The sequence below is a fragment of the Pseudomonas sp. NPDC087817 genome, assembly GCF_044742875.1.
In the GTDB taxonomy this organism is placed as follows: Bacteria; Pseudomonadota; Gammaproteobacteria; order Pseudomonadales; family Pseudomonadaceae; genus Aquipseudomonas.
In genome coordinates this window covers 102,054-126,668 of record NZ_JBIUVJ010000009.1, presented here as the reverse complement: position 1 = coordinate 126,668, position 24,615 = coordinate 102,054, and the positions used below count along the sequence as shown (strand labels likewise).

The following is a 24,615-nucleotide window of genomic DNA, read 5'->3' as shown; positions in this document are numbered from 1 at the left end:
CAAAAGTCATTGCCGCCATCAAACGCTTCAGTTTCATGCCTTACTCCTAGCAGATAGGGTGTGTTAAGTCGGGGCCAAGTATCAGCAGGCCGTGTGAACACTCTATGGCTGAAATATGACAATTGGATGAAAGGCCAGCATGTCGCGACAGATCGTTCCCACGCTCTGCGTGGGAACGCCGCCATGGACGCTCTGCGTCCGCATTGAGAGGTGCCGCGGAGCGTCATGGGATGCATTCCCACGCGGAGCATGGGAACGATCAGACAGCTACAAATAGCTCGGAATCAGCGACCCTTCTTCCAGAGCCACGCCCCCACCAGAATCCCCACCGTGCACAGCACCGCCACATAGTAGGCCGGGCCCATCGCGCTTTCTTTCAACAACAGGCTGACCACCATTGGCGTCAGGCCGCCGAAGATCGCGTAGGCAACGTTATAAGAGAAAGACAAACCGCTGAAGCGCACCACCGGCGGGAACGCCTTGACCATCACGTAGGGCACCGCACCGATAGTGCCAACCAGAAATCCGGTCAGCGCATACAGCGGGAACAGCCAGGTCGGGTGAGCGGCGAGGCTGTGATAGAAGGTCCACGAGCTGATCAGCAAGCCCAGGCAACCAAACACGAATACGCGCCCGGCACCGAAGCGATCCGCCAATGCACCAGAGATGATGCAGCCGATGCTCAAAAAGACGATCGCCAGGCTGTTCGATTGCAGCGCGACCGTCGGCGAGAAGTTATAGACCGTTTGCAGCACGGTCGGGGTCATCAAAATGACTACGACGATCCCGGCGGACAGCAGCCAGGTCAGCAGCATCGAGATCGCAATCGCCCCACGATGGTCACGCAATACGGCGCGCAACGGCACTTCTTCGGCCAGGGCCTTGCGCTGTTGCAGCTCGGCGAACACCGGGGTTTCGTGCAGCCAACGGCGTAGGTAGACCGAAAACAAACCGAACACGCCGCCGAGCAGGAACGGGATCCGCCAGGCGTAATCGGAAACCTCGGCAGGCGTATAAATGCTGTTGATCGCGGTGGCGACCAGCGAGCCGAGCAGAATACCGGCGGTCAGGCCGCTGGTAAGGGTGCCGCAGGCGTAACCCATGTGTTTTTGCGGCACGTGTTCGGAAACGAAGACCCACGCCCCCGGCACTTCACCGCCAATCGCCGCGCCCTGAATCACGCGCATCAACAGCAGAAGAATCGGCGCCCACAGGCCGATCTGCGCATACGTTGGCAGCAGCCCCATGATCAGGGTCGGCACGGCCATCATGAAAATGCTCAGGGTGAACATCTTCTTGCGCCCCAGCAGATCGCCGAAGTGCGCCATGACGATGCCGCCCAGCGGCCGTGCGAGATAGCCGGCGGCGAAGATGCCGAAGGTCTGCATCAGACGCAGCCATTCGGGCATGTCGGCCGGAAAGAACAGCTTGCCGACCACGGTGGCGAAGAACACGAAGATGATGAAATCGTAGAATTCCAGCGCACCGCCGAGGGCGGACAGCGACAGAGTCTTGTAGTCGTTGCGGGTCAATGGTCGTGCGGGTTGCTCGGGCTGCGCGAGGCTCGAAGGCGCTGTGGTCATGGCAAGGGCTTCTCTTATAGTCGGATCTACCGCCACAACAACGCTGGCTGTGACTTGGGCAGGTTCGGCACCATAGCAAATTGTTCGAAAAAGCACATAGAGGCGCGTATTTGACGGTCGAAATGAGAACCGGATGGTCGTCGTGGAGTCTACCGACCGATATACTCGCAACCTTGCTCCGGTTTGTAGGGGGTTGCTGTGCGAAAACGTCGTTGGCCCGGCCTTTGCTCGGGATTAGCCGGTTTCGCAGAGTTTCTCCTTAGGCGCCTGATGGAAAACGTGACGAACGTAGAATGTTCGGTGCTGAATCGTTTTTCCCGAAGACGGCTACCACCAGCAATACCAACGAAGAGTCACGGGTCAGAGGCACCCCCGGCATGATAGAGCTCGAACAAGAAGATCCGATCCCGCAAGGCGACCTGGCCTTGCAAATCACTGCACTTCCACGTGAAACCAACGGCTTTGGCGATATTTTCGGCGGCTGGCTGGTAGCGCAGATGGATTTGGCCGGCACCGCAATGGCCAGCCGCGTGGCCGGTGGCCGCGTCGCCACGGTTGCCATTGATCGCATGGCGTTCCTCGTGCCTGTGGCAGTCGGCGCGCAATTGTCCTTTTACACCCAGACCCTGGAAATCGGCCGCAGCTCGATCCAGATGATGGTCGAAGTGTGGAGCGACGATCCGCTGTCCAGCGAGTGGCGTAAAGTTACCGAGGCGGTATTTGTCTTCGTCGCCATCGACGGCAGCGGCCGTACTCGCTCGGTGCCGCCACGCGCACGTTAAACATCGCGGCCGATTTGCGGTCGATAGTCGTCCCAAGTGTCTGATCGAGAGCTGTCCCATGAACACGCCCAACGTTGAAGCCGTGAAACTGGATGAACTGAACTGCTGGCGCATTCGCCACGGTCAGGCCGAAGTGCTGGTAGCCCAGCAAGGCGCGCACATCCTCAGTTATCAGATTGACGGCCAGCCGCCGATTATCTGGCTCAATGACAAGGCGGTGTTCAAGGCGGGCAAAAGCATCCGCGCCGGCGTGCCGGTGTGCTGGCCGTGGTTCGGCGTCTTCGAGCGTAATCCGCAGAGCGTGAAAGCGATGCGCGTCAGCGAAGAACCGGCGCAGGCTCACGGTTTTGTCCGGGCGATGGATTGGGAGCTGGGCGGCATCGAAGCCGAAGACCATGGCGTCAAGGTTGAATTCAAGCTGCCTTATCCGGAGGGCGGCTTCCCGGGCTGGCCGCATCAGGTCGATCTGACGCTGACCCTGCACCTGAATGACCAGTTGCACATCAGCCTGACCAGCCATAACCGTGGCGCCGAAGACGTCAGCATCAGTCAGGCGCTGCACACGTATTTCGCCGTCAGCGATGTACGCAATGTGCAGGTCGAAGGCGTGGATGGTCTGGATTACATCGAGACCCTGGACAACTGGAACACCCACGCGCAGACAGGCGACCTGCAGTTTGCCGGCGAAACCGACCGTATCTACCTGAATGCTCCGCCGCGACTGAGCATTGTCGATCCGGCCTGGGAGCGGCGTATCGTGCTGACGGCCACCGGCTCGCGCACGGCGGTGATCTGGAATCCGTGGATCGATCGCGCGGCAGCATTCAGCGACATGGATAACGATGGCTGGCAGCGCATGCTGTGCATCGAGACGGCGAACGTGATGGATGATGTGGTGAATCTGGCATCGAGTGCGAGCCATACGATGGGTGTCAGCATCGGCAGCAAACCGCTCTAACCAACCCCGCAGAACCAATGTTGGAGTGAGCCTTTGTGGTGAGGGGATTTATCCCCGATGGCCTGCGGAGCAGGCCCCTGTTCTTGATTCAAAAGCGGGGTCGCTTCGCAACCCATCGGGGATAAATCCCCTCGCCACAGGGGCTGGCACACAGTTGTTTCGTGGTGACTGTTAGAGATCCGACTCTTGCACCACCCGAACCTTGTCGGCCTCCAGCGCATACGCCGCATCAGCCAGATCATTGCTGACCTTCTCGACTTTCAGCGTGCCGGTGACCCACAGCGGCGTGTAGATATCGTCCAGCTTCAAACCCTTCGGATAACGCACCAGCACCAGTTGATTCGGCGGCGGTGGCGGCACGTGAATGCATGCGCCCGGGTACGGCACGAGGAAGAACAGCGTGCTGCGGCCCTTGGCATCGGACTCCAGCGGCACCGGGTAACCACCGATGCGAATGTGCTTGTCATTCATCGACGCCACGGTTTTGGTCGAATACATCACCGCCGGCAGACCTTTGGCCTGCTTCATCCCGCCCTTCTCGGTGAAGGTACCGGTGGCTTCCGGGGAGTTGTGGTCGATTTCAGGCATGGCCTCGAGGGCCTTTTGGTCCGACTTGGGCATCAGTTCCAGCCAGTCGGTTTCCGGCAATTCGCCGGCGTGGGCCAAACCGCTGCCCAGAAAAAGGAGAGTCAACAGAAGACGGCGCATGAAGGTGCTCGGGAAAGAAAGGAGAGAACGTTAAATCGCCGAGCATTCTAGCCCTCCCGGCCACTTTGGCCGAGAGGGCTTTGTCGCTTTGGATCAGTTCTTTTTGATCAGGCCGTAGATCACCAGCAACACGATCGCGCCGACTAGTGCGCCGATGAAGCCTGCACCCTCGCCCGCGTGATAGATGCCCAGAGCCTGGCCGCCGTAGGTGGCCGCCAGCGAACCGCCGATACCGAGCAGGATGGTCATGATCCAGCCCATGCTGTCATCGCCCGGTTTCAGGAACCGAGCCAGCAGGCCGACGATCAAGCCGATAAAGATGGTTCCGATAATTCCCATGGCATTTCCCTCTGATTTGGTAGATATGCGAAAGACTAGCCAGTGTTTCGCATCCTGCCATGAGAGAACGGCGGCCCCTGAATGGTTCCGCCGCTGCCACATGAAACTGTTTTACTCGGCGATCAGCGCTTCGACCTTGACGATCTGCGCCTGAAGGGTGGCCATGTCTGCGCAGCGCAGGTTGGCGTGACCGACCTTGCGCCCGGCCTTGAAGGCCTTGCCGTAGTGATGCAAATGGCAGTCTTCGATGGCGATGACTTTCTCCACCGGCGGAACCACGCCAATGAAGTTGAGCATTGCGCTCTCGCCGACCTTGGCCGTCGAACCCAGCGGCAGGCCGGCAACGGCGCGCAGATGGTTTTCGAACTGGCTGCACTCGGCGCCTTCGGTGGTCCAGTGCCCGGAGTTGTGCACGCGCGGGGCGATTTCGTTGGCTTTTAAGCCACCGTCGACTTCAAAGAACTCGAACGCCATCACGCCGACGTAATCCAGCTGCTTGAGCACACGGCTGGAATAGTCTTCGGCCAATGCCTGCAACGGGTGATCGGTACTGGCGACCGACAGCTTGAGGATGCCGCTCTCGTGGGTGTTGTGCACCAGCGGATAAAACTTCGTTTCACCATCACGGGCACGCACGGCGATCAGCGAGACTTCACCGGTGAACGGCACGAAGCCTTCCAGCAGGCAGGCAACGCTGCCCAGCTCGGCGAAGGTACCAACCACATCTTCTGGCTTGCGCAGGACTTTCTGGCCCTTGCCGTCGTAACCCAAAGTGCGGGTTTTCAGCACGGCCGGCAGGCCGATCGAAGCGACGGCCGCATCCAGATCGGCTTGCGACTGAATGTCGGCGAAGGCCGGAGTCGGGATGCCCAGATCCTTGAACATGCTCTTTTCGAACCAGCGGTCGCGAGCAATGCGCAGAGCTTCGGCGCTCGGATATACCGGGACGAATTGCGAGAGGAACGCGACAGTTTCCGCCGGGACGCTTTCGAACTCGAAGGTCACCAGATCGACTTCATCGGCCAGTTGGCGCAGATGATCCTGATCGCCGTAATCGGCCCGCAGGTGTTCGCCCAATGCGGCCGCACAGGCGTCCGGCGCAGGGTCGAGAAAAGCGAAGTTCATGCCCAGCGGAGTGCCCGCCAGGGCCAACATGCGGCCCAACTGGCCGCCACCGATTACACCGATCTTCATCTCAACAACCTCAGGCAATACGTGGGTCTGGATTGTCCAGGACGCTGTCTGTCTGCTCGGCACGGAAGGTTTTCAGTACCGCGTGGAACTGCGGATGCTTGGCGCCGAGGATGCTTGCCGAGAGCAGCGCGGCGTTGATCGCGCCGGCCTTGCCGATGGCCAGGGTGGCGACCGGAATGCCCGCTGGCATCTGCACGATCGACAGCAGCGAATCGACGCCCGACAGCATCGACGACTGCACCGGAACGCCCAGCACCGGCAGGTGGGTCTTGGCCGCACACATGCCTGGCAAATGGGCCGCGCCACCAGCACCGGCGATAATCACCTCGATGCCGCGGCCTTCAGCCTCTTCGGCGTACTGGAACAGCAGATCCGGGGTGCGGTGGGCAGAAACCACCTTGACCTCGTACGGGATGCCGAGCTTTTCCAGCATATCGGCGGTGTGGCTAAGGGTGGACCAATCGGACTTGGAGCCCATGATCACGCCAACCAGTGCACTCATCGTCGCGCCTCTTCTCTCTGGGCGCCCGCAGGCGCGTCAAAAACAACAAGCCACGCAGGATTGCGTGGCTTGATTGTACGAAAAATGGCCGGACGTACCGGCCGAAGGCCGCGCAGTATACCGCAATGAAAGCAATAAACAGCCCCCATCGCGACCATCTGTCATCTGCCGCAAAAGCCCGGTTTTATTGACCTGAAGGTCAGCGCCAAGACATCACTTTGATCCCTGTGGGAGCTGGCTTGCCAGCGATGGCGTCAGACCAGTAAACAGAGAGGGTGACTGACACACCGCATCGCTGGCAAGCCAGCTCCCACAGGATTAGTTGCCGGATTCAAGATCCGTGCGCAGCTCCGCCTTCGAGCTTGCGCCACAACAGGCGCACATTGGCCTTGCGCACCAGCGCGCAGCGGTAAAGGCGAATCTCCAGCGGCACATGCCATTGCGGGCCGCCGCAGACGACGAGTTCACCCCGTGCCAGTTCCGCACGCACGCTCAACTGCGGCACCCAGGCGATGCCGAGGCCTTCCAGCGCCATGCTCTTCAGGCTGTCAGCCATCGCCGTTTCATAGATCGTGGTGAACCGCAGCTGACGCTGGCGCAGCAAACCGTTCACCGAACGCCCGAGAAAGGCGCCTGCGCTATACGCCAGCAACGGCACGCTGGCCTCGCCTTCCAGATCGAACAGCGGCTTGCCGTCGGCATCGGCTGCGCACACCGGGAGCATTTCGGTCTGGCCCAGGTGCAGCGACGGGAAGATTTCCGGGTCCATCTGCATGGCCGCGTCCGGGTCGTAGAACGCCAACATCAGATCGCAACCGCCCTCACGCAAGGCATGCACAGCGTCACCGACGTTGGTCGCGACGAGTCGCGTGGCGATGTTCAGCCCTTCATTGCGCAGTTGCGCGATCCAGCGCGGGAAAAAGCCCAGCGCCAGCGAGTGCGCCGCAGCGACCTGCATCACCTCGCCCTGCCCGCCTTCCAGATGATGCAGATGGCGCAGCACTTCGCCGAGCTGTTCGACCACGGTGCGCGCGGTTACCAGAAACAACTGCCCTGCAGCCGTCAGTTCGACCGGCGTACGCGAGCGATTGACCAATGTCAGCCCCAACGCCGCTTCCAGGCTGCGAATCCGTCGACTGAACGCCGGTTGCGTCACGAAGCGCCGTTCGGCTGCCTGCGAGAAGCTGCGGGTGGCGGCCAGAGCACTGAAGTCCTCGAGCCATTTGCTTTCCAGATTCATCACGTCCTCCCGGACACGCACCAAAACAGGTCACACGTCTGCCGCGCACGCGGCGTCAAACGGGCAATATGCCGAATGCGCATAGGCCAGTGCTTAACAGCATTGGCCCAAAAATTCCCACAAGCCTAGCATTCGCAGCGGTCCGGCACAGACCGGGTCCATATCGAGATGATTTCTATCATGTCCTCCGCTGCATCTTTCCGCACAGAAACCGACCTGCTTGGCGCCCTCGACGTACCCGCTCAAGCGTATTACGGCATCCAGACCCTGCGAGCGGTGAACAACTTCCGCCTCTCGGGCGTTCCGATTTCGCATTACCCGAAACTGGTTGTCGGCCTGGCAATGGTCAAACAGGCCGCTGCTGACGCCAACCGCGAGTTGGGTCACCTGAGCGAAGCCAAGCACGCCGCCATCAGCGAAGCCTGTGCACGATTGATCCGCGGTGATTTCCACGAAGAGTTCGTGGTCGACATGATTCAAGGTGGCGCCGGTACTTCCACCAACATGAACGCCAACGAAGTGATCGCCAACATTGCGCTCGAAGCAATGGGTCACCAGAAAGGCGAGTACCAGTACCTGCACCCGAACGACGACGTGAACATGGCGCAGTCGACCAACGACGCTTACCCGACGGCCATCCGCCTGGGTCTGCTGTTGGGTCACGACACCCTGCTCGCCAGCCTCGACAGCTTGATTCAGGCATTCGCGGCCAAGGGTGAAGAATTCAACCACGTCCTGAAGATGGGCCGTACCCAGCTGCAAGACGCCGTGCCGATGACCCTCGGCCAGGAATTCCGTGCCTTCGCCACCACCATGGGCGAAGACCTGGCCCGTCTGAAGACGCTGGCCCCGGAACTGCTGACTGAAGTGAACCTGGGCGGCACCGCGATCGGTACCGGCATCAACGCCGACCCGCGTTATCAAGCGCTGGCTGTTCAGCGTCTGGCGCTGATCAGCGGCCAACCGGTAGTACCGGCGGCCGACCTGATCGAAGCGACTTCCGACATGGGCGCCTTCGTGCTGTTCTCCGGCATGCTCAAGCGCACCGCGGTCAAGCTGTCGAAGATCTGCAACGACCTGCGCCTGCTGTCCAGCGGCCCACGCACCGGCATCAACGAAATCAACTTGCCGGCGCGTCAGCCAGGCAGCTCGATCATGCCCGGCAAGGTCAACCCGGTAATCCCGGAAGCCGTCAACCAGGTGGCATTCCAGGTTATCGGTAACGACCTGGCGCTGACCATGGCAGCCGAAGGCGGCCAACTGCAACTGAACGTGATGGAGCCTTTGATCGCTTTCAAGATCTTCGACTCGATCCGCCTGCTGCAACGCGCCATGGACATGCTGCGCGAGCACTGCATCGTCGGCATCACCGCCAACGAAGCACGTTGCCGTGAACTGGTCGAACACTCGATCGGTCTGGTCACCGCATTGAACCCGTACATCGGCTACAAAAACGCCACCCGCATCGCCCGTATCGCTCTTGAAAGCGGCCGCGGCGTGCTGGAACTGGTGCGCGAAGAAGGTCTGCTCGACGAAGAGAGTCTTGCCGACATCCTGCGCCCGGAAAACATGATTGCTCCGCGTCTGGTTCCGCTCAAAGCCTGAGCCGACGCGTTACTTGTAGCACCGCTCACCAGGTCGAGGGACTAGACACCTCTCACCTTTTGAGGGCTTGGGGATATTTCCCCAGGCCCTTTTTTTTAACTTTCTGATCCTGAGACCCGTATGTCTGGGGATTGCTTCATGTGGAAATAAGCCCTTGTGGCGAGGGGATTCATCCCCGATCGACTGCGAAGCAGTCGCAAAACCCTGCCACGCGATGTGCCTGATACAGCGTGATTACAGGTTTTGGGGCCGCTACGCGGCCCTTCGGGGATAAATCCCCTCGCCACAGGGTTTGAGTCAACACAGAAGCGGCTCCCACACAAACCCGACGCCGGTAACGTCGGGTGCTTCACAGCTTCGTTTCGTCGCTTGCACCACTACCGTGCAGACGGGCGCGCCACTGATCGGTATAGTGCCGCCCCTCTTCGCGTGAGCGGTCGTCGGTAACGAGGCCATAACCCATGCGAAACCCGAACTAATAACAAACCCGCGAAATGGATCCGGGACGAAACCCTCGCCTCGCCTGTCGTGCCGCGCGCAGACCGGTGTAACGCGATGTTTCTGAACATCCAGCATTTGCTTACACAAAAAACAGCGAGGAAAAATCCATGCTCGAAGTCATTAACGACTTCCTCTCAGGGAAAGTACTGATCGTGCTCATTGTCGGGCTCGGTAGCTACTTCACGATTCGCTCGCGTTTCGTACAACTGCGCCACTTCTTCCACATGTTCGCGGTGTTCCGCGACAGCTTGAAAGGCAGCGCCGGGCAACTCAGCTCGTTCCAGGCCCTGATGCTCAGCCTCGCCGGCCGTGTCGGTGCAGGCAACATCGCCGGTGTCGGCATCGCCGTGACCCTCGGCGGGCCAGGTGCGGTGTTCTGGATGTGGGTGACCGCACTGGTCGGCATGTCCAGCAGCTTCTTCGAATGCACCCTGGCCCAAGTCTACAAGCGCGCCGATGGTGACGGTCTGTACCGTGGCGGCCCGGCTTACTACATCCAGCACGGCCTGAAACTGAAAGGCATGGCGGTGGTGTTCTCGATTCTGCTGCTGGTCACCTACGGCTTCGCCTTCATTGGCCTGCAGTCCTACACCGTGACCCACTCGTTGCAGAACGCCTTTGCCTTTAACCCTCAACACACCGGGATCGTCCTGGCGGTGTTGCTGGCCATCACCTTCATCGGCGGCATCAAGCGCATCGCTTCGGTGTCCGACCTGCTGGTACCGATCAAGACCCTGGCCTACATCGGCGTGACTCTGTACGTGATCGGCACCCAGATCGAACACGTGCCAGCCATGCTGGAAACCATCTTCAAGAGCGCCTTCGGCCTCGATCCGGCCTTTGGCGGCCTGCTCGGCAGCGCCATCGTCATGGGCGTGAAGCGTGGCGTGTTCGCCAACGAAGCGGGCCTGGGCAGTGCGCCGAACGTCGCCGCCGTGGCCGCCGTGAAGCACCCGGGCGCCCAAGGCGTGGTTCAGGCTTTCAGCGTGTTCCTCGACACCTTCGTGATCTGCACCTGCACCGCGCTGCTGATCCTGTTGTCGGGCTTCTACACCCCGGGCTTTGAAGGTGACGGCATCGTCCTGACCCAGAACTCGCTGGCCGCCGTGGTCGGTGACTGGGGTCGCATGTTCGTCAGCGTCGCGCTGTCGCTGTTCGTCTTCACCTGCATCCTCTACAACTACTACCTGGGCGAGAACAGCTTGCAGTTCCTCACCCGCAACCGCGCCGCGCTGATGGTTTTCCGCGGCCTGGTGCTGGCGCTGGTGGTATGGGGTTCGATGCAGGACCTTTCGACCGTGTTTGCCTTCGCCGACATCACCATGACCTGCCTGGCCTTCGTCAACCTGGTGGCCCTGGCCATGCTGTTCAAGGTTGGCATGCGCGTGATGCGCGACTACGACGAGCAGCGCCGTGCCGGCGTCAAACAGCCCGTGTTCGACTCCAGCAAATTTACTGATCTGGATCTCGACCTGAAGGCCTGGCCGACCAACCCGTCGTCCGCCACTCAAGCCGATGCTCAGCCGCAAGGCGTCCCTGCAGCGCAACGCTGACAGGTGAATGACGGGCGCATCCCCTGCGCCCGTCAGTTATTGTGATGCAATAACTTGCAGGAGTGAGCCTGCTCGCGATGGCTGTCTTTCAGCCAACATCAATGTTGAATGATGAACCGCCATCGCGAGCAGGCTCACTCCTGCAATGTCATCTCTTGTGGAGACCTTCAGATGATTGCCAATTCCTACCCCGCCGCCCAGCACGTCATGGTGCTCTACACCGGTGGCACCATCGGCATGCAGGCCAGCGCCAACGGTCTGGCCCCTGCATCCGGTTTCGAAGCGCGGATGCGCGACTACCTGCACAGTCAGCCTGAACTCGTCGTACCGCAGTGGCGCTTTCGCGAGATGTCGCCGCTGATCGACAGCGCCAACATGACACCGGCCTACTGGCAGCAACTGCGTGAAGCAGTGGTCGACGCTGTGGATGTGCAAGGCTGCGACAGCGTGCTGATCCTGCACGGCACCGACACCCTGGCCTACAGCGCGGCGGCGATGAGCTTCCAGTTGCTCGGCCTGCAGGCTCGCGTGTGCTTCACCGGCTCGATGTTGCCGGCCGGCGTGACCGACAGCGATGCCTGGGAAAACCTCAGCGGTGCGCTGGTTGCGCTGGGCCAAGGCCTGGCACCGGGTGTACATCTGTACTTCCACGGCGAACTGCTGCCACCGACCCGTTGCGCGAAAGTACGCAGCTTCGGCCGTCATCCGTTCAAGCGTCTGGAGCGTCAGGGCGGCGGCGTGAAAGCCCCGTCGATTCCTGCAGCGTTGAACTACAACCAGCCGAAGCAACAGGCGAATGTCGCGGTGCTGCCGCTGTTCCCCGGTATCAGCGCCGGAATAGTCGACGGCCTGCTCGACGGTGGCATTCAGGGACTGGTGCTGGAGTGCTACGGCAGCGGCACCGGACCGAGCGACAATCCAGAGTTCCTCGCCAGCCTCGGCCGCGCGCGGGATAACGGCGTGGTCGTGGTCGCGGTCACGCAGTGCCATGAAGGCGGTGTCGAGCTGGACGTTTACGAGGCCGGCAGCCGCTTGCGTGGCGTTGGCGTATTGTCCGGTGGCGGCATGACCCGCGAGGCGGCGTTCGGCAAGTTGACTGGGCTGCTCGGTGCCGGCCTTGAAACTCAAGAAGTCCGCCGACTGATTGAGCTCGACCTCTGCGGCGAACTGATCTGACACACCACACGACTCTGTAGGAGTGAGCCTGCTCGCGATAGCAATCTTTCATTCAACATTGATGTTGGCTGCCAGACCGTAATCGCGAGCAGGCTCACTCCTACAAAGGAGTTTCACCCGGCATGCAACTTGCTGCGTTCCAGCCATCATCAGGCTGGAAGATCTTATGCTCCACTCCCACCTCACCACCCTCAACGCCGTCTCACTGGTCCTCAACACCTTCAAGGCGGAAGGCTTGTCGAGCGATGCCTTGCTGGCCGGCAGCGGCATCAGTGCGGCGGATCTGGCCCGGGCCGACACGCGCATCACCACCAATCAGGAGATGCAGGTCTGCGCCAACGCGGTCGCGCTCAAGCGCGATATCGGTCTGGAACTGGGCCGGCGCATGCACGTTTCCTGCTACGGCATTCTCGGTTACGCCTTGCTCACCTGTGCCACCTTCGGTGACGCTTTGCGCCTGGCGATCCGTTATCCGGCGCTGCTGGGAACACTTTTCGAACTGAGTCTGGAAGACGATGGCGAACGTATCTGGTTTGTCGCCGCCGACTATCGCGAGAGCCCAGCGATGGCGGTGTTCAATGCCGAGTTCTGTCTGGTTTCACTCAAAGTCATTTGCGATGACTTGCTCGGTCACCCGCTGCCATTGCTGGCCACACGGTTTGAACACGCGGCGCCGGACTATCGCGCCAGCTACGCCGAACACTTCGCCAGCCCGCTGCACTTTGCCGCCAAGGACAATGCCTTCGCCTTCGACCGGCACTGGCTCGACCAACCGCTGCCGCTGGCCGACAGCATCACCCATCAAGCAATGGCCGAACGTTGCCGCAAACAGAATCTGGAGTTCACCGGGCGTCAGGCCTGGCTAGGGCGGATTCGTCAATTGCTCAGCGCGCAATTGAACGCCGCGCCGGGGCTGGAAGGTCTGGCCCAGCAGATGAAGTGCTCGCCGCGTACCTTGCGCCGGCATCTCAAGGACATGGGCAGCAGCTATCAGGAATTGCTCGATGAACTGCGCTTCGAGCGCGCCAAGCAGATGCTGTGTGAGGAGCAACTGCCGATCTATCGCATCGCCGAGACACTGGGCTTCAGCGAGACCGCAAGTTTCCGTCATGCCTTTGTGCGCTGGAGTGGCGTGGCGCCCAGTCAGTTCCGCCCTTGAGATAAATCAGGCGCAGCGCCAAAGACTGCACTACATTACGCGGCCTGATTCTGTCGCCGGTGTTTTTGCTCGATGGCCCTTTTTCGTTACTGCGCACAACGTGTCGTTCTCGCTGCTCTGATCAACCTGCCCATGGCCGCCCACGCCATCGAGCTGAACTGGTGGGGGCTGCCACCCAAAGCGGTGGTCGATAAGCCCGAGTACGCCCGCACCATCATCCCGATGCCCACCGCTGCTGAAACACCGACGCCATCGGTGGGGTTGCTCAGCGGTTTTCGCGGTCTGTTTTACCTGAACGTCTATCGCGATCAGGACTACCGCGAACGCACGCAAAAACTCGGGCCGATTCCGCTGCTCACCGCCGAGGAGTTTCACAGCTGCATTACCGAGTTCCAGTACTTGAATCTGGGCTCGTCGGCCAGTCGTACCGACATCGCACCCGGCATTGTGGTCGATACGCTGGCGTTCGACTGCGTCAAAAGCAGCGGCTGGGAAACCAAGCGTTATCTGCTGATCGATTCGCGCGCACCCGGTACACCGTTGCTGGCGCTGGGGCGGATTCGCAACGATCACCTGCTGTCGTTCCAGCCATTGCAGGACACTCCGGCAGCAGTGCTCGACACCTGGCTAAAAGGCGTCGAAGGCGCCCGGGGCGCCATGCGCTACCAAGTACCCGACGCCCCGCTGAGCATTGAAGTCGACCCCAAACCTTACCTGGCCGGCGACGGCGCGCTAGAGCTGTGGGAACTGCACCGACAACTGAGCCAGGCCAGTGACAAAGGCCCGGGGCTGAAGAAAGTCGATGAGCTGTTTTTGAATCAGGACTTTCGGCGGATTGGTGCCGATCAGCCGGAGTTCATCGGCCAGCTCAATGACATTGCCTACTGGAAGAGCCAAGTGGCACCGGACGAGGGTTCACGGCAATGGCTGCTGGAAGTCGTACGGCGTGCGCCACAACGCATTCCGGTGTATCTCAACCTCGCGGATCAGGCCTGGCAGTACTATGAAAAGGCACCGACCTACACCACCCAATACGCATTGGCGCAGGAGTATTACCGGATCTACTGCGGGCTGCGCCTGCAACGTAGTCTGAGTGTTCCCGAGCGTGTCCTGCAGAATCTCGACCTCACCCAGGCCGACCCGCAGGCCTGCCAGGCGCAGTGGCCCTTGATCGAGGCCGTCGACAATCAGGACGAGCCGCGCGTGCGGCAGTTGCTCGACAGCGGCCTGCAAGCCAAAACCCTCGGCGAGGACGGCCGCAGTGCCTTGTTGCATGCACTGGATGCGCCGAACTTCGCCATCGCCCGCCTGCTGCTCGAACGCGGCGCCGAAACCCACGGCATCAACGGCAGCGAGCCGCTGGTGATGCAGGCACTGAACAAGGACCTCAAGGCTGACAAGGATCCGCAGCAAGCCCAGCGCACGCAGTTCCTGCTCAACGCCGGTGCCGCCATCGACGAGCCCGATGCGCGCGGCAAGACCCTGCTGATGCAGCGAGCATCGGCCAAGGATGAAGAGGTGTTCAACTGGCTGTTCAAGCACCCGCAAAACCTGGATTTGCGGGAAAGCGAGGAACAGCGAACCGCGCTGTACGAAGCGATTTACCGCAACAACTATCCGGCGGCAAAACGTCTTGTTGACGCCGGGGCGCAGTTGAATTTTCTCTATCCTTCCGGACGTTGCTACAAGGGTGACCGCCTGGATTCGGTGCTCTATCTGCTGGCAAGCCAGGCCCCGAGAAGCAACATCGACAAAGAACTCGACCATCAGCAGATGTTCGGGCTGTTCACGTTGATGCTGGAAAAAGGCGCCGACCCGACGCTGGGAAATGATTGCAGCAAGGATGCCTACAGCAAGTTGCGCAAGGTGCTTGAACAACGCGAGCGACCGGATTGGCTGGAGGCGCTCGACCGCCATCAAGCCACGACGGATAAAACCGCAAGCCGTCCCTGAATGTGTATCGCGCCCCGTAAAGGGGCGCTTCGGTCTTTGACGGGGCGATTTTCGGTCAGATTTTTTGGCCAGATCGATCCCCTTTTGGCCTTTCCTGCCGTTCTCCGAATCGCATTGCACCGCAACACTGGGCGCAACCGAATCAGCCCTGCGGAGAACAACAAATGCTGACGATCTACTCGGACGATCATCACCTGCACCATGGCCGCTGCGAATTGATCGACGGCCAGCTCAAGCCGTGTTTCGAGATGCCGTCGCGCGCCGACCATGTACTGCAACGTGTGCAGAACCAGCACCTGGGGCCGGTCGAGGCACCGAAGGATTTTGGCCTTGAACCGATCACGCGCATCCACAGCCGCGACTACCTCGACTTTTTCAAAGGTGCATGGGCGCGCTGGACCGAATTCAACACCGACGGCGATCTGCTGCCCTACACCTGGCCGGCGCGCACCTTGCGCGCGATCAAACCGACCAGCCTGCATGGTCAGCTCGGTTACTACAGCTTCGACGGCGGCGCGCCGATCACCGCCGGCACCTGGCAAGCGGCGTACAGCGCAGCGCAGGTCGCACTGACCGCGCAAGCGGCCATTCAACATGGCGCACGCAGTGCCTTTGCCTTGTGTCGGCCACCGGGACACCACGCGGCCAGCGATTTGATGGGTGGTTATTGCTACCTCAACAACGCTGCCATTGCTGCGCAGGCGTTTCTCGATCAGGGCCACCAAAAGGTTGCGATCCTCGACGTCGACTATCACCACGGCAACGGCACGCAGTCGATTTTCTATGAGCGCAGCGACGTGTTGTTCACCTCGATCCACGGTCACCCGGAAGCGGAGTTTCCGTTCTTTCTCGGCTATGACGATGAGCGCGGCGAAGGGGCCGGTGAGGGTTTCAATTTCAACTATCCGTTGCCGGCCGGATCGGGCTGGGATGTCTGGAGCGCGGCGCTGGACCAGGCCTGCAACGAGATCGACCGCTACGGCGCCGACATCATTGTCGTGTCGCTCGGTGTCGATACATTCAAGGACGATCCGATCTCGCAATTCAAACTCGACAGCCCGGACTACCTGGCGATGGGCAAACGCATTGCCGCCCTGGGCAAACCCACGCTGTTCGTCATGGAAGGCGGTTATGCCGTGGAGGAAATCGGCATTAACGCCGTGAACGTACTGGAAGGTTTTGAAAGCGCTCAGTAAGCAAACCCTCGCCAGAGACCCGCATTCGCGGGTCTTTTTTTGCCTGCAATCTGTATGTACCGCACACCGGCGGCCCGCGACTTTTACCTTGCCCTGACCCGGCGCCATTTGGCGCGCCGCCCTTGTCAGAGCAGGAATTACCCATGCCCGAAATCTCCTTGCCCAGCGCCGTTGATGTGCTGACGCAACTGGTGACCGGTCCGTCGCTGCGGGAAGTCGCCACCCAGGCTTTGCGCCCAGAGCTCAAGACCTTATATCCGAACCTGAAAATCGATCCGCAATTGGCGATGGTCGTGACCCCGACCTGGATCGTCAAAGACGACCGCGTCGTTAGCGGCGGCGATCAGGTCGAGTCCCTGACCAACGTGCTGGTGCGGCTCGGCCTGTCCGGTACCACCGTCACGTATCTGGACGATGAACACTTTCTGACCCAGCACCCCGGCAGCGAGTCCGCGTTCCAGTTGCCCGTAGAGGTCGACGCCCTCGCCAGCCTGCTCAACGAACTCGCGCCGCTGCTGTTCGTGGCGTACCGGGAACAACAGGTTGATTACTGGAACCGACATACCTCTCCCGCACACCCGCGCTGGTATCAACTGTCGGATGCTTTGCGCAACCTGTGGAATGTCGACGCGAGTCTGGGCTGGGACGCGGATCAGCAAGCCATGGCTCACGCCGTGTTCCGTCACCCCGACAAGCACCAGCGGCTGTCCGGCGACAAGTACAAGACCCGCGCCTGCCTGATCGACCTGGATCAGGGTGACGGTGAAAAGCGCACCCATGTGCACGTTCTCGATACCGCCGTGCTGGTCGGTACCCATGAAAAGCGCACGCTGATCGTGACCCATTCGCTGGTGAATGGTTTCCGCCGTTTCGATTCGATGGAGGCGCTGGGTGATGCCCTGCCGCGTCGCTATCGTGAGAACACCGCCGCCGGTGACCTGCACTGGCGGTTGTTTGAGCCCGACGGCAACTTCTTCGATCATCAGGCTTGCACGCTGATCGCTCTAGAGGCCGATGCCCTTGGCGAGATCAACTTCTTCGCAGGCTCGACCCTCAATAACCTCTTTCCCCATAACGGTACGGCCGGCGATCACTCAGAGCCGGCGCCACGCCTCAAACCCCACGTCGACCGTCTGCAACCGATGCTGCCGTCCTGGCTCGACAACGCCAATGCGGCCGATCAGACCAGCTTCAGCCGACACCTGCTGGACCTGACCGTGGTGCAGCACCAGAACGCCGGCAAATCGTTTCAGAGTGAAGTGGCCAGCCTCGACACTTTTACCCGCGAAGCGCTGACCCGGCAGATCCGCAAGGATCATCCCAAGGCCGGCGAGGTAAAAATCGATGAGATCGAGATCAGCATCACCAGCCTGGATGTCTGGGGCACGTTTGTCGTGCCGTTCAACAGCGAGAACCAGACGTTCTCGTTGAGCGAACTGACGCTGCAAAACCTCGAAGGGATGCCGCTGGGCAACAAAACCGTGCGTTACAGGGACGGCAGCGCCTTGCCGGACTGGCTCACCGTGGCCTATGTGGAAAAACTGGTCACCACCGTCAACATTGGCAAAACCTATCCGGCGTACCTGCAGAAGCGCCTGGTCGACGATAGCGTCCAGGCATCGGCCCTGCAGAAGTTATATGTCCGTCAGTTGCCGATCGAACTGCCGATGCTGGCGCTGCAGCACAAGATTCGTGGCGAGGCCGGCATTGACGAGCAAGGTTACCGCTACCTGTTGGCCGCCCTCGGTGACAGCGCCGAGGACCGTGTAGTCGACGGGCAGGAAATCATCATCAGCCCCCTGGCGTTCAATGCCCACCACATCAGCTCAAGGGCCGACACCGTGGTCAACATGTTTGTCATCGGCCCGCGTCAGACCGACAAGGGTCCTTATCTGCTTTATCGACCCCTGTTCGAAAAACCGTTGATCCAGTACCCCAGTCGCACCAATCTGCTCTATGCGATCAAGCACTCGCGCCTGCTGCGCGAGTCGGTGCTCGCCTGGTTGCCGGATGATGTTCGTTTCAACTACAGCCAGTACGTGTTCCCGGCCAAGATGCCGTCGGTGTGGGTCATTCCTCAAGCAGTGGTCAATCCCGTCACTGCCGTCGACATGCTCGGTGTCGCCCAGTTGCACACCCGCGCGATCACCGACGATGTCCTGCAGACGCTGCACAAAGCCAACGTCGAGGCCATCCTCACTCAGGCCGACCGCCAGACGGTCTCCAACGCCGAAGCACGCTGGGCCTCGGTAAAACACGGCGGCTGGATGCTGTTCAACGCCGCCCTGCCGTTCCTCGGGCGGGGCATCAGTACCGCCGCCTGGATCTGGCAGATCCTCGACGATTTGCAGGAAGTCAGCGATGGCGCAAATCAGCCGACCGGCAAGATCGCCTGGACCGCGCTCGCCGATATCCTGCTGGCGCTCGGCATGGTGCTGGCCCACCGCGCTGCCGTCGGCAAGGCGCCCCGGCGCGAAATCATCAGCGCGGCGGAAACGGCAGAACGGTTGCTGCCAACAGTTGTTCCCGAAGTCGTCAAACCGGTGCGGCTGCCAGACGTTACAACCCTCGAACTGCCGGTCGGCCATGACACATCGCTCAATGCGAGCGTTGCATTGGCGCGTTCAGGCCCCAGTCTTGAGTCACTGCTCGACAGCCTGAAAACCACAAAGCCCAAAGACCTCGGCACTGCAACCACCGAAGGCCTGCATCGGCACCTCTTTGCTCACCAGAAAAAATGGTACGCCCCCGTCGGCAAACGCTGGTTCGAGGTGCAACTTAACGACAACGGCGATGTGCAAATCATCGATTCGCATCAAGTGCCCACACGTACTGGGCCTTTGCTGACCGTTACCGCCGGCGGGCGATGGGTCATCGATCTGCGGTTGCGTCTGCGCGGCGGCGCGCTGCGCAGTCGTATCGCGCAAGCACGCCTGGAAAAACAACAGAAGCTGGCTCAGTTGAAGAGTGACATCAGCGCGTTCGATCTGACGATGCAACCCAAGCAGGACACACTGGCCGATTTCCATACAGCCTTGCTTGAGGCACTGCCGGAAAAAGTAGAGGAGACTCGCAAGCAGTACCTCGACACCCTTGAATCGCAACTCAGCGAATACACGGCCCACATCGACCAGCTCAAGGCACTGAACCTGGCGGAGCCGGTACCCAACTACCGCACGGCGATGATCGACCGGCTGACCATGCAAATGTTTTTGTGCCACTCCTGGTTTATCGAACGCAATCTCGATTACAGCACTACCCTGACGGCGACGACGGACCTGTTCGATCACAACGCGACGGCGCAAGCAGACCATGTCGCGGCCTTCGAAAAATTGAACGAGCTGACCGGCAAGTTCATTGCGAAGCTGGAGTTTGCCCACACGCGCTTCGATGAACTGAAACTGCTTGGCAAAGAAGGTGTCGAGACCCAACGCCGTTACCAGGCCAAGCTCCCCGCTTATGAAATCAACGACCTGAAAATGCTCGAGATCAGCCTGGCGCAGAGACTCTGTCTCAAGGCGGGTCCGCCAGAAAGCGCGGCTGACGCCAGAATTGCCCTGGAAGACGTGATTGAAGATGCCGCACTCAACATCCAGAGTTCGATGGACCTGAGCACTGATGAAAACCTGGACAACCTCGCCGAACGAATAGAAGCCACGAGCAATCTGGCCGAACAATTTACCGCCATCGACCAGCGCTTTGTCGACCTGCTCGTCGAGTACCCCGAACACTTTCAGCCCGAGCGGATGGCGCAAGTGCGCAAGCAGATCAATGCATTCAGCGAAGCCACGGTGAACAGGCTGGGCAACCTGTTGCGCGACCAACTCCTGCTGGGGCCGAAGCCCGGCCCCTCACGCCCCAGGACAAACTTCGGCAAAAAAATCATCAAGACCCGCTACAAAGGCACGCTTGTCGGTGAAGTCCGAAAAAGCGCCGATGGCCAGGACACTGACCTGGTGGACGTGCGAGCGAAAGTATCGGGCAGACTCATCGCCACGTTTCATGAAAAAACGCCCGGGGAGTGGGTCGAGCGAGTTACACCGAAGACATCGCCAACCCCGTCCAGGCCGAATCTGAAAAACAGTCTTGCCGTGGGACAAACCTTGATCGACGACTTGCCGGCATTCCAGAGGCGAACCGATGGCCATATCAAACGGGCCAAGCGCATACCGGCCGAAGCTGAATCGCTCTACCAAGTGCATGCCGTGACTCTGCGCAGCGCCAGAGAGGCCATCGATCAGGCCTTGATCGCCAGCAACGAGACCGCAGACCGTGTGGCGTCCACGCTGGTGGACGCGCTCGACAGCGCAGCGGCTGCGCTCGATAAAAAGGGCCGAAAAACGCGGATTACCTTGATCAAACAGCAGCCGCCGACGGCCGCCCATGTTCAATGGCTGAACAATGTCGGTGAAGTGAAAATCAGCAAAACCGTTTCTCGCCGCCGCCTCAAAGGCCCTAAAGATTTTCTCGATGAATATGAAATCAGCGACGCCAGAACCGGCGCAGCGTTCTGGTACGCGCACATTCACTATGACAACGCCACCGCCCCGGCCACCGCGTCGACGGCTCGCCATATGAAAACCCTGGAGCAGCGGCGCCTTGGCGGTGCCTACGACATGCGCAACCTGAGCAATCAGGAGCTCATCAAAATTCACCGCAGCGCGATGACGCCTAAATTGGCCGAAGAGCTGTTTTTCCCTCCTGCCAAGCCTGCTGCAACCGCGTCAGTGCTGCCCTGATTGCAGGTTCGGGCACAGCGGCAAAGCCCAGGACCAGACCGGCGCGCTGATCGGAAGCGGTCGATGAATCGGGCAGCCAGTAATGGCTCAAACCGTTGATTTCCACATCCACGCGGGCAGCCTGTTCAATCAGTTGCTGCTCGCGGGCGATGCTCTCTACCGGCACGGTCAGGTGCAGTCCGGCAGACACTGCGGGCAATTTACCCACGCCGGCAATGCCCGTCGGCCAGCCGTCGAGCAACGCATTGCGACGGCTGAGCGCAGCGCGGCGCATGCGCCGGATATGCCGCTGGAAATGCCCGGCGGCCATGAACTCGGCCATCACCGCTTGGGTGCTCACCTCGGAATGCCGGACGTCCACCGCCCGGCGTTGCGAGAACGCGTCCACCAGCCCCGGTGGCAGCACCAGATAACCAAGGCGCAACGCCGGGAAGGCGACTTTGCCGAAGGTGCCGACATACAACACCCGTCCCTGGCGATCGAGTGCCGCCAAAGGTGCCAAGGGCGCACCGGTATAGCGGTACTCGCCATCGTAATCGTCCTCGACGATCCAGCCTTGGGTCCGTTCGGCCCAGGCGAGCAATTCCAGACGTCGCGCCAGACTCATCACCACCCCTGTCGGGTATTGATGGGAGGGCGTCACGTACGCCACGCGACAATCACTGGCCGCCGATAACGCCGCGCAATCGATGCCTTCTTCATCCACGGCGATACCGCGCAAGCGGCCCCCTGCCACAGCGAAGGCATGACCCGCCGCGCGGTAACCGGGATTTTCGATGCCAACGCCGTCACCCGGCGCCACCAGCAGCTGTGCACAAAGGCTGATGCCCTGTTGCGCGCCACTGGTGATCACAATTTGTTCAGCCGTGCACTGCAAACCGCGTGAGCTGCGCAAATAAGCCGCAATCAAGCTGCGCAAGCGCGCATCACCGGCAGGATCGCCGTAGCACAGTTGCTGAAGATCCGGTTTGCGCCAGAAAGCCGCGTTGAGCTTGGCCCAGACGTCGAACGGGAACAGATCAAAGGCCGGGACGCCCACTCGAAATGCGCGTGGCGGGCCACTCGGAGGACGAGCCAAATGGTTGTTCTGGACCCGGTTCATTGCGTCGCTGTGGATAACTTTGCTGGATGGATCAACAGGTAAATCCAGCAAATTTGTGGATAAGGCTGTGGGTAAGCCTGTTGAAAACCCTGTGGATACTTTTGTGGATAATTTTTTATCCGAAGACGCGGTCTGGGGTAATTGAGCGACGTAGGTGCCATCCCCGACTTTGCCCTCGATAAAGCCTTCGGCATACAGCTGATCGTAGGCCCGCACCACGCTGTTGCGGGAAATACCCAAGGCCAGCGCCAGATCGCGACTGGCCGGCAATCGTGTACCGCTGGCCAGACGGCCGTCGAGCACGCGCAAGCGCAACGCCTGGTAGAGCTGACGAGTCAGGCCCTGACGGCGATCAAGCTCGATACCGGCCGGATTGAAGGGCATGGACAACGTGGAGGCATCAGGCATGGCAATGGACCTATGAAATTGGTCATCAATGGCTCTTACAACAGACCAATAGCCTGCCTACGATGCAGGCATTCGCCAAGGGAAATATCTCCATGTACACGCCGCGCGCCTTTGCCATCGACGAGTTGTCGCAACTCCACGAACTTATCCTCGCCACCCGCCTCGCCATTCTCGTGACCCACGGCGAAAACGGTCTGCAGGCCAGTCATGTCCCCGTGCTGCTGCATTGCGAGCAAGGCGAAAATGGCACGCTGTACGGGCATCTGGCCAAGGCCAATCCGCAGTGGAAAGACCTGCGCGACGGCGCCGAAGCCATGCTGATTTTTGCCGGCCCCGACGCCTACGTCAGCCCGGGCTTTTATCCGAGCAAGGCCGAACACGGCAAAGTCGTGCCGACCTGGAACTACATCGCCGTGCACGCCTACGGCCATGCCGAAACCTTCAGCGATGGCGGACGGCTGCTCGACATCGTCAGCACCCTCACCGACCGTCATGAAGCGGGCCGCGCGCTACCGTGGAAGGTCGACGACGCCCCCGCCGACTACATCGACGGCATGCTCAAGGCCATCGTCGGTTTCGCCATTCCCATCGACCGCCTGGAAGGCAAGCGCAAGCTCAGCCAGAACCGCAGCGCCGAAGACATTGCCGGCGTGCGCGAAGGTCTGGCCGCCAGCCCCGACATCAACGACCAAACCCTTGCCCAATTGATGCGTTAAGGAAAACCCCATGAGTCAGATCGAGATCCGTCAGGTCAGCGCCGACGACCACACCGCCTGGCTGCCGCTGTGGCAGGCCTACCTGCGCTTTTACAACACCGAATTGCCGGACGCCGTCACGCACAGCACCTGGCAGCGCTTCCTCGACCCGAGCGAGCCGACTCACGCGGCGCTCGCCTGGGCTGACGGCGAAGCGCTGGGCATGGTGCATTACATCTACCATCGCTCGAACTGGAGCATCGAAAACTCCTGCTACCTGCAAGACCTGCTGGTCGCAGAGCACACCCGCGGCACGGGTGTCGGTCGCCAACTGATCGAACATGTCTACGCCACCGCCAAAGCCGACGGTTGCTGCAAAGTCCATTGGCTGACCCACGAAAGCAACGCCACGGCGATCCAGCTCTACGAGCGCATCGCCGAGCGCCCGGGCCTCATCCAGTTTCGCAAAGCCCTTTAAGGAGAGACGCGAATGACTGCTTCACTTGCTGACTGGAAAGGCGTTCCTGCCCCCACGACCAAGCTGCTCGAAGGACGCTTCATCCGCCTGGAAAGACTCGACCCGGCGCGCCACGGCGACGAGTTGTTCAACGCGCTGCAAGGTCCCGGCGCCGATCCGAAACTCTGGGATTATTTGCCCTACGGCCCGTTCCCCGAGCGCGGTGTGTTCAATGACTGGCTGAACAATCACGCAGCCAGCAGCGACCCGTATTTCTTCAGCGTCATCGACCGCGCCAGCGGCCAGGTGCAAGGCATCCTCAGCCTGATGTCGATTGTTCCGGCTCAGGGCCGCATCGAAATCGGCCACGTCACCTTCGGCGCACCGATGCAGCGCTCGCCGAAGAGCACCGAGGCGGTTTACCTGCTGGGCAAATACGCCTTCGAGCTGGGCTATCGTCGCCTCGAATGGAAGTGCAACAACGGCAACGCCCGCTCCAAATACGCGGCCGAACGTTTGGGTTTCAGTTTTGAAGGCGTGTTCCGCCAGCACATGGTGGTCAAGGGGCAGAACCGCGATACCGCGTGGTATTCGATTCTGGATGGTGAGTGGCCGGCGATTGCGGCGGGGTTTGAGCAATGGTTGAGTGATGAAAACCAGACACCGACCGGGCAGGTGAAAGGCTTGGTCGAGTGCCGTTCTTAACCTTTTAAAAGCAAAAAATCGCAGCCTGCGGCAGGCCCCACATTTGCCTTATGCAGGAGC

The 24,615-nt window shown here is 60.6% G+C and carries 19 protein-coding genes; 12 read left to right on the top strand and 7 right to left on the bottom strand.

The genetic code is table 11. From position 1 onward, the window contains the following. Positions 1 to 284: 284 nt before the first annotated feature. Entirely contained in the window at positions 285 to 1,583 is a 1,299-nt protein-coding gene (locus tag ACIONG_RS10815; protein ID WP_315444990.1) for an MFS transporter, read from the bottom strand. Between the two features lie 377 nt (positions 1,584 to 1,960). On the opposite strand from ACIONG_RS10815, the gene ACIONG_RS10810 reads away from it, so the two are divergent. Next, a complete protein-coding gene (locus ACIONG_RS10810; RefSeq protein WP_003229628.1) occupies positions 1,961 to 2,365 on the top strand; it encodes an acyl-CoA thioesterase in 405 nt (134 codons plus the stop codon). 58 nt (positions 2,366 to 2,423) lie between these two features. After that, on the top strand, positions 2,424 to 3,323 hold the full coding sequence (locus ACIONG_RS10805; protein ID WP_401299069.1) for a D-hexose-6-phosphate mutarotase: 900 nt from the start codon (positions 2,424 to 2,426) through the stop codon (positions 3,321 to 3,323). 171 nt (positions 3,324 to 3,494) lie between these two features. On the opposite strand, the gene ACIONG_RS10800 is transcribed toward ACIONG_RS10805, so the two are convergent. From ACIONG_RS10800 to ACIONG_RS10780, 5 genes are all read right to left on the bottom strand, one after another. Next, the gene (locus tag ACIONG_RS10800) at positions 3,495 to 4,031 is read right to left on the bottom strand and encodes a DUF3299 domain-containing protein (protein ID WP_007920225.1); all 537 of its coding nucleotides are present in this window, start codon (positions 4,029 to 4,031) and stop codon (positions 3,495 to 3,497) included. A gap of 93 nt (positions 4,032 to 4,124) precedes the next feature. Further along, a complete protein-coding gene (locus tag ACIONG_RS10795) occupies positions 4,125 to 4,370 on the bottom strand; it encodes a GlsB/YeaQ/YmgE family stress response membrane protein (RefSeq protein WP_007920223.1) in 246 nt (81 codons plus the stop codon). 111 nt (positions 4,371 to 4,481) lie between these two features. Further along, positions 4,482 to 5,564, bottom strand: a complete 1,083-nt coding sequence (locus ACIONG_RS10790; protein ID WP_103302706.1) for a 5-(carboxyamino)imidazole ribonucleotide synthase — start codon at positions 5,562 to 5,564, stop codon at positions 4,482 to 4,484. Between the two features lie 10 nt (positions 5,565 to 5,574). Beyond that, complete coding sequence (purE, locus tag ACIONG_RS10785) at positions 5,575 to 6,066, bottom strand: 5-(carboxyamino)imidazole ribonucleotide mutase (protein WP_003229641.1); 492 nt, start codon at positions 6,064 to 6,066, stop codon at positions 5,575 to 5,577. Between the two features lie 331 nt (positions 6,067 to 6,397). Beyond that, on the bottom strand, positions 6,398 to 7,306 hold the full coding sequence (locus ACIONG_RS10780; protein WP_103302709.1) for a LysR substrate-binding domain-containing protein: 909 nt from the start codon (positions 7,304 to 7,306) through the stop codon (positions 6,398 to 6,400). Positions 7,307 to 7,486: 180 nt separating this feature from the next. Between ACIONG_RS10780 and aspA the strand changes: the two genes are divergently transcribed. From aspA to ACIONG_RS10745, 7 genes are all read left to right on the top strand, one after another. Next, positions 7,487 to 8,911, top strand: a complete 1,425-nt coding sequence (aspA, locus tag ACIONG_RS10775; RefSeq protein WP_103302711.1) for an aspartate ammonia-lyase — start codon at positions 7,487 to 7,489, stop codon at positions 8,909 to 8,911. Between the two features lie 608 nt (positions 8,912 to 9,519). After that, a complete protein-coding gene (locus ACIONG_RS10770) occupies positions 9,520 to 10,965 on the top strand; it encodes an alanine/glycine:cation symporter family protein (RefSeq protein WP_401299064.1) in 1,446 nt (481 codons plus the stop codon). A 171-nt stretch (positions 10,966 to 11,136) separates the two neighbouring features. After that, the gene (locus tag ACIONG_RS10765; protein WP_401299061.1) at positions 11,137 to 12,141 is read left to right on the top strand and encodes an asparaginase; all 1,005 of its coding nucleotides are present in this window, start codon (positions 11,137 to 11,139) and stop codon (positions 12,139 to 12,141) included. 166 nt (positions 12,142 to 12,307) lie between these two features. Then, positions 12,308 to 13,300: an AraC family transcriptional regulator gene (locus ACIONG_RS10760; protein WP_401299058.1), complete on the top strand. Its 993-nt coding sequence runs from the start codon at positions 12,308 to 12,310 to the stop codon at positions 13,298 to 13,300. A 72-nt stretch (positions 13,301 to 13,372) separates the two neighbouring features. Continuing rightward, positions 13,373 to 15,253 (top strand): ankyrin repeat domain-containing protein, encoded by a 1,881-nt coding sequence (locus ACIONG_RS10755; protein WP_401299055.1) that lies wholly within the window; start codon positions 13,373 to 13,375, stop codon positions 15,251 to 15,253. 164 nt (positions 15,254 to 15,417) lie between these two features. After that, positions 15,418 to 16,449 (top strand): histone deacetylase family protein, encoded by a 1,032-nt coding sequence (locus ACIONG_RS10750; protein ID WP_401299052.1) that lies wholly within the window; start codon positions 15,418 to 15,420, stop codon positions 16,447 to 16,449. A gap of 143 nt (positions 16,450 to 16,592) precedes the next feature. Then, positions 16,593 to 21,188, top strand: a complete 4,596-nt coding sequence (locus ACIONG_RS10745) for a hypothetical protein (RefSeq protein WP_401299049.1) — start codon at positions 16,593 to 16,595, stop codon at positions 21,186 to 21,188. On the opposite strand, the gene ACIONG_RS10740 is transcribed toward ACIONG_RS10745, so the two are convergent. Continuing rightward, positions 21,121 to 22,698: a PLP-dependent aminotransferase family protein gene (locus ACIONG_RS10740; RefSeq protein ID WP_401299046.1), complete on the bottom strand. Its 1,578-nt coding sequence runs from the start codon at positions 22,696 to 22,698 to the stop codon at positions 21,121 to 21,123. The genes ACIONG_RS10745 and ACIONG_RS10740 overlap by 68 nt on opposite strands. A 92-nt stretch (positions 22,699 to 22,790) precedes the next feature. On the opposite strand from ACIONG_RS10740, the gene ACIONG_RS10735 reads away from it, so the two are divergent. The 3 genes from ACIONG_RS10735 to ACIONG_RS10725 are packed head-to-tail and all read left to right on the top strand — an operon-like array spanning position 22,791 to position 24,555. Beyond that, positions 22,791 to 23,414, top strand: coding sequence for an FMN-binding negative transcriptional regulator (locus ACIONG_RS10735; protein WP_123536708.1), 624 nt, complete (start codon positions 22,791 to 22,793; stop codon positions 23,412 to 23,414). A 10-nt stretch (positions 23,415 to 23,424) separates the two neighbouring features. Continuing rightward, positions 23,425 to 23,871 carry a GNAT family N-acetyltransferase gene (locus ACIONG_RS10730; protein WP_401299043.1) on the top strand — a complete coding sequence of 149 codons (447 nt, stop codon included), beginning with the start codon at positions 23,425 to 23,427 and terminating at the stop codon, positions 23,869 to 23,871. A 12-nt stretch (positions 23,872 to 23,883) separates the two neighbouring features. Further along, positions 23,884 to 24,555: a GNAT family N-acetyltransferase gene (locus ACIONG_RS10725; RefSeq protein ID WP_401299040.1), complete on the top strand. Its 672-nt coding sequence runs from the start codon at positions 23,884 to 23,886 to the stop codon at positions 24,553 to 24,555. Positions 24,556 to 24,615: the final 60 nt, after the last annotated feature.